The sequence below is a fragment of the Calothrix rhizosoleniae SC01 genome, from assembly GCF_900185595.1.
GTDB lineage: Bacteria > Cyanobacteriota > Cyanobacteriia > Cyanobacteriales > Nostocaceae > Calothrix_A > Calothrix_A rhizosoleniae.
The window spans coordinates 23,763-30,231 of the sequence record NZ_FYBH01000305.1 but is presented as its reverse complement, the minus strand read 5'-3'; the positions used below and the strand labels follow the sequence as shown (position 1 = coordinate 30,231).

The 6,469-nt window shown below is 37.1% G+C and carries 6 protein-coding genes; 2 read left to right on the top strand and 4 right to left on the bottom strand.

Annotation, left to right across the window (positions count from 1 at the left end):
• Positions 1 to 26: 26 nt before the first annotated feature.
• Together CALSC_RS18525 and CALSC_RS18520 are read right to left on the bottom strand one after the other, a co-directional pair.
• Positions 27 to 917: a sugar kinase gene (locus tag CALSC_RS18525; RefSeq protein ID WP_088242769.1), complete on the bottom strand. Its 891-nt coding sequence runs from the start codon at positions 915 to 917 to the stop codon at positions 27 to 29.
• Positions 918 to 1,003: 86 nt separating this feature from the next.
• Entirely contained in the window at positions 1,004 to 3,448 is a 2,445-nt protein-coding gene (locus CALSC_RS18520) for a hypothetical protein (protein WP_088242768.1), read from the bottom strand.
• A gap of 193 nt (positions 3,449 to 3,641) precedes the next feature.
• On the opposite strand from CALSC_RS18520, the gene rsmI reads away from it, so the two are divergent.
• Both rsmI and rpsU read left to right on the top strand, forming a co-directional pair.
• Positions 3,642 to 4,529 carry a 16S rRNA (cytidine(1402)-2'-O)-methyltransferase gene (gene rsmI / locus CALSC_RS18515; RefSeq protein ID WP_088242767.1) on the top strand — a complete coding sequence of 296 codons (888 nt, stop codon included), beginning with the start codon at positions 3,642 to 3,644 and terminating at the stop codon, positions 4,527 to 4,529.
• Positions 4,530 to 4,843: 314 nt separating this feature from the next.
• Positions 4,844 to 5,023 (top strand): 30S ribosomal protein S21, encoded by a 180-nt coding sequence (rpsU, locus tag CALSC_RS18510; protein WP_088242766.1) that lies wholly within the window; start codon positions 4,844 to 4,846, stop codon positions 5,021 to 5,023.
• Positions 5,024 to 5,129: 106 nt separating this feature from the next.
• Here the strand turns inward: rpsU and pth are convergent, their stop codons facing one another.
• A complete protein-coding gene (gene pth, locus CALSC_RS18505; RefSeq protein WP_088242765.1) occupies positions 5,130 to 5,786 on the bottom strand; it encodes an aminoacyl-tRNA hydrolase in 657 nt (218 codons plus the stop codon).
• A 33-nt stretch (positions 5,787 to 5,819) separates the two neighbouring features.
• Complete coding sequence (locus CALSC_RS18500; RefSeq protein ID WP_088242764.1) at positions 5,820 to 6,068, bottom strand: TatA/E family twin arginine-targeting protein translocase; 249 nt, start codon at positions 6,066 to 6,068, stop codon at positions 5,820 to 5,822.
• Positions 6,069 to 6,469 lie beyond the last annotated feature (401 nt).

The following is a 6,469-nucleotide window of genomic DNA, read 5'->3' as shown; positions in this document are numbered from 1 at the left end:
AGACTTGACAGATGAAATTGGAGAATTCACTTTTTGATGTTCCCTGAATTCATCCAAGTCCGAGTGCCGAAACATCTACAGGATAAAGCTGCAATATCAGCTGCAAATGCCAAAGCATCAGTAAAATTACATCCCTTCTGAGTAATATAGTGACAAAAAGCACCATGAAAAACATCTCCTGCACCTAATGTATCTACAGCTTGGAGCTGAGGAACCTTAATCTCACCACTTTCATCTCTAAGATTGTATGTAATGGGTTTTTCCCCGTGGGTAATGGCAATGTAGGGGATAGAAAATTGATTCAGGTAGGCAAAAATTTCAGTTTCTTGGTGACAATTGGGAGGGAGAAAATTACTGGAACAAATGGCATAGTCAACATAAGGTAAGATATTCTCGAAGCCGGATTTCCAGCTACCACCATCGATGGCTACAGGAATATTTTTGGCTTGAGCTGCGATCGCAATTTCTCTGCTTACGGACATCTGATGTCCATCAATTAATACAATATCTACATTATCTAAAATGTTAGGCGGTAAGGAAGTACTACTGGCTTGAATTTTAGTCGCATTCATGGAAATTACTGCTCTCTCCCCCGTTGTTTGAGTCACAATAATGGAAGAAACAGGAGGCGGATTATTGGGGGTGGGGTGTAAATCCACGATTTGTACTTGCCTATCTGCCAAATCGCTTTTAATTAAATGTGTCATGGGGTGAGAACCAACTACCCCGGCGACTGTAGCCTGATTACCCAAATAACTAAATGTCACCCCGGCATTGGTCGCAGGACCACCAGCCGCCGCAGTATAATCTGTAGCAACTATTTTTTGATTATTTTGGGGAGGAGAGTCAGCCAGGTAAATTAAATCTAGGGTGACTAACCCCACAAATAAGCCATGATGGGATTTTAAATTTGTCATACATAAGTAATAAGTTTAATATTCTGTTTGTTGACTGAACCTTAATCATCATGTCTTCGGACATTGAAACAATAGAGCCCAATAGATTAGGATTCCCAATATTTAGGCATTTTCCATTTTTCCTGCCAGGTTTTTTTAATCTGATTAAAGGTTGATTTTGGGTCTTTATCATCGACTATTTCTTCCCAAGCCTTTTCTAAGTTGCCTTTCTGTTTTTGGGTTAACTTCCAAGATAAGGGTTGCTTATATTCTTCATTGTCAGGGAAGAAAATAGTAAATTGTTGAATATCTACTTCTTTCTCTTTATTTTCTTTCTCTTTATTTTCTTCCTCTTGATTTTTCCAAATTTTTTGTAAAAGCTCCGCTTCTTCTTGATTCCGAGCTATTTGAGTTGAATTACGAACACTATTTAATGTTTTTAAAGGACCAATAAATTCTGTAAACCAGCCAGGATAGCCATTTATGGAACCCAATTTAGATTCTGGGAAAGCATTAATTTGTAATAGTAAGACCCTTTTTACGTTTAGTTGTTCACGAAACTGATCTAACCAATCATTTAACCATTCAACAATAGTAAAAAGTCCTGTATTATCAAAGTATCCTCCATCAGCAATATGATAATTATAGGGTTCTCCTTTAATGATATTATCATTGTCGTTACGAGCTCGAGGAGAAATGTAAGGGAATGAAGCAGAGAGTCTTGCTGCAACACTAAACTTGATATCTTTGCACTTATCACGAGTTTTGTTATCTTTGCACTCATAAAGAGTATAGAAATCTAAAACTTGGTGATTAGCCTGTGACTTAGAATGGGCAATTTCTGAAATTTCTTGATTAACAAACTTCATCGGGGAAATTAAAAAACGATTGCCATTTTCTACTAAAGTTGCATTAAATACTGGTATAGGAATCTTCCCATCCATGATAGGTTTTTGCAAAGATGTCAAGGTTGCCGTGGGTTTTAGCATTTCTCGTTCCCAATCTTGCTCCATCGCGAATCCACGATCAACATATTTGTTTACTGCTAAAAAAGGAAAACCAATTGCTCTAACTAAATCAGGATAAGCTAAACCCCAGCCAACAGCATCTAAGCTATCTTCTGTAGCATTGTTAAATGCTTGGTTAAATTTTTCTTTTATTACATCGGAGTTGGATCCTGTTACACTTTCTAATTGATCAAGCAAAAACATTGTCCCTACCGATCCTCCCGAAGCAGAGCTAATCATTCCTGTTGCTTGGGTAAAAGAAGAGCCTAATTCCTGTTGTAAACCCCTTAAAACTTCTACTGTCCAACCAGCAGCTTGAATTCCCCCACCACTAGCAGCCACTACTACTAAAGTTTTCCCTTCTGGTGATTTCTGATTTTGCAAACGTTTTTTAATGGGTATGGTAAAGTCGGCTAATTGAGTATAAGAATATTGATCAGGATTTTGTTGGATTTCTTCTAACTTAAAGTAGTGATCTACACCAAAAATTCCATAGCTAAAACCAGAGAAAAGAATAAAAAATAATCTTAGAGGAACGCGGAAATAATCAGTATAAAAAATTGCACCACCAAGTAAAGCTGTTGCCACCCAAACAATTAGCAATAAATATAATAATGCGGGAGCTTCAGCTTCAAATGGGAAGTATGATAAAATATTACATCCTGGATAGTTGGCAATAATTACTATCAAATAAAATACTATTCCTACGAGTCCTAAAGCAATACCTAATTTATGTCCTTCAGTGAATTCATCCTCATTAGTAATAGGGTTTTTTTGAAAGTACCCTTTTGTGTATTCTTCTCTTCCATTGAAGAATTTTATAGCATCAACAAAAAAAAATTCGCCAATAATGCTCTTATTATCATCATTATCAATATGGTTTCTGATTTGATGTACTATTATGAATATTAATACGCTTAACAATATTACTACCAAAGTTCGTATCATTGTATTTTTAGGTTGAACTTCGGGAAAAGAATGAGTAACCGTAATGACCAAAGTTGGTGATGCAAGTATAATAGCTAACCCATATCTGAATATGTTTTTTGCCGGAAATCCTTCTGTTTTACATGAAAGGTTTCTTACCCATTCAGGCAGATATTTTTTTATCAGTCTCTGCAAATACTCTATCTCTCTGTGCCAATCGTTTATCTCTCTCTTCAAAACTTCACTGTAACGTTCTGGTGCATTAATGAAAATTAAGTAAAAAACGACAGAAACCATTAAGCTAGCTAAAGCTGTTCCTATTATGGTCCAAATTAATTGCAAAAAATTATGCATGACAAAGAGATTCCCAAAGAATAAAGGGAATTGATTGATAGCAACGCAAGGGAAAAAGAATAAAAAAAGTCCTGCTATGATGGGAACTCTGAATAAGAGTAAATATTGCAAACAGGATAATGTAACAGGATATATTTTAGTCGTTTTCCATAAACAAATCATTGATAATGGAACAACTAGCCATGCAACAAAAGCAATATTTTTCAATAAATAAATTATTAATACAAGAGCAACTAGCCATGCAACAAAAGCAAGAATATTCATTTTTTTATATTTATTAAAAAAACTTAACTTATGATCGTGAACTCGATATAAGCTGAAATTATTATAATTCTGTCAGGAAAAAATACTATTAGTTTGCACAACTACCCGCGAAACTAAATTTTTTAACCCAAATAGATATTACTCTAGAGTAACATGAATCTATCCCACTAATACTCACAGGGGCGTTACAGCCATGCAAACCGACCCCAAACCAGGAACACTCTACGTTGTAGGTACACCCATTGGCAATCTGGAAGATATGACCTTTAGGGCTGTGCGAATTTTGCAAACAGTAGACTTAATTGCTGCTGAAGATACCCGTCACACAGGTAAATTATTACAACATTTTCAAGTTCAAACCCCCCAAGTCAGTTATCATGACCACAATCGCCGCAGCCGGATTCCGGAACTAGTAGAAAAGCTACAAACAAGACAAGCGATCGCTTTAGTTACGGATGCTGGAATGCCCGGAATTTCCGATCCTGGTTACGAACTAGTCAAAGCTTGTATTGATGCGGACATCTCAGTAGTTCCCATACCTGGTGCTAGCGCAGTGGTTACGGCACTCAGTGCAGCCGGACTACCAACAGATAAATTTGTATTTGAAGGATTTCTCCCAGCCAAAACCACACAACGTCGTCAACAATTAGAATTACTCAAAACAGAGACTCGAACTCTAGTATTTTATGAATCTCCCCACCGTTTAAAAGGGACTTTACAGGACTTAGGAGACATTTTTGGTCATCAGCGTCAAATTGTCATGGCACGGGAATTAACTAAATTTTACGAGGAATTTTGGCGCGGTGCGATCGCTGAGGCAATTTCTTACTATGGAGAGAGGGAAAAAGAACCCCAAGGTGAATATACTTTAGTAGTGGCAGGTACTCCGCCTAGCCAAACCCAACTTTCATTAGCTGAATTAACAGCAGAATTGGCACACATGATTGGTCAAGGGATATCCCGTTCCCAAGCCAGTCGAGAATTGGCAAAAATGACTACCATACCTCGTCGCCAACTCTATCAACTAGCACTAGAGATTGATACTAGTACAGTTGAGCAGAAATCAACCAACCATTTATAAAATACGATTTTGGATTTGAGATTTGAGATTTGATATCTTGGATTGTGAAAGAGTTACTACATAAGCTTTTCTTTCTTTCCATATGTCACAATGATTTTTCAAATTGGTATAATTTTTGCAGTTAATATAGCGTACTATTTATGACATTATCTTTGTGTAATATAGTATCTGTAAAAGCTATTATTGTTAATACCTGACTCTGAGTTATATATTTTCTCTCAGAAATTGAGTCTGTAAGGGGATATTTATTCTAAGTCAAGGTTGATTACAATAGTTAATTATTGACGAATCAGACGAAGAAGGAACGAGTAAGAATGACCCAAGTGGTTTTAGGAGAGAATGAAGGCATAGATTCGGCTTTACGCCGCTTCAAGCGTCAGGTTTCCAAGGCTGGCATTTTAGCGGATGTTAAATATCATCGGCACTTTGAAACTCCAATAGAAAGGCGTAAGCGAAAGGCTGTCGCTGCTAGACGCAAGCGACGTTTTAAATAGCCTCTTTTTAGATACTGAATTACTTAAATAAAGCAATCATGGTTGAATGGGATAGTATAAACAACTACTCGTCAACCATAATTTTTTGTATAACTTTAAGTATGTTTTAAGATTTATTGTCACTCTCAGGAATACTGAAGTTGCTACTATTACAGCGATTCATCGCCTTCTCTACCCCTTGTTTGAGGGATAATTCTACACATTCCACCACAAACTGAAGAACCTCAGACATAAGTTGCTTTTCTGCAACTGAAAATTTTCCCAGTACATGGGAAACTGTTTTTTTATCATCCTCCTTCACTGCACCCTTTGGTTTACCAATACCAATACGTAAGCGGGGAAAGTTTTGTGTATTCAGATGAGAAATAGTGCTTTTCATCCCATTGTGTCCTCCAGCAGAACCAGATAAGCGTAATCTGGTTTTTCCTAAAGGTAAATCCATATCATCATAAATCACCAATACAGATTCAGGAGACAACTTATACCAACTGGTAACAGCTTGTATTGCTTGTCCCGACAAGTTCATGTAAGTTGATGGCTTTAATAAGCGGATTTTTTTTCTGTCAACAGGTGCTACACCTTCTCCATAATCTCCTTGAAACTTACGATTTCCTGATAAATTAATTTGCCAGGAACAGCATAAAGCATCTACCGCCGCAAACCCAATATTATGGCGAGTTTGGTCATATTTAGGTTCTGGGTTACCCAAGCCAACAATTAACTGGGGAATTACTAAAGCTTTTTTGGTAGCAGTCTCTGTCATTCGATTTTGGATTGATTCTTCGTCTTCTATAACTTATACTTGCTCTTTTGTCCCTGCTTCAATCTGCTTAGATTCCAACTCAGCCGTGGTGCTTATAGCCTCTTCTAATTGCTCTGCTTCCTTTTGAAATTCATTTTGAAATTCTTTGGAAGCTTCTTGAAAACCCCGAATTGCTTTTCCCATACTACGACCAATTTCTGGTAACTTCTTGGGACCAAATATCAGTAGTGCTACACCCATGATGACAGCCATTTCCGGAAGTCCGATACCAAATATATTCATGAGATTTTGTCTCCTTTCAACTCAAATGTTGCCAGATTAAACCCACATCTGTAGTTTAATCAAAAATCTGGAAATTTAGAATCCAATTAATGCTAATTATTGGAAAATTTACAAGTCCCCACTCTCCTGGGCTAGCTACGTATACACACAAGTCCTACCCATCTTCGTTTCAAACTATTTAGCCGTGATCAGTTTTTAGTGCATTAGTACTATTAAAAGATAATCTCCTACCGTTGTGGGTGGGATTTTTCTTTTTGTCGGGTGATGCTCCTTCTTGAGCTGCTACGCAATCATCAATTTTTCCAGGGGAATTAGATGGGATAAGCCGTAGAGTTGATACTGGGTGCGATCGCTATCTTTAATATTAGAATCACCCAGGGTAAGTTTTTGGAACTGGGTAA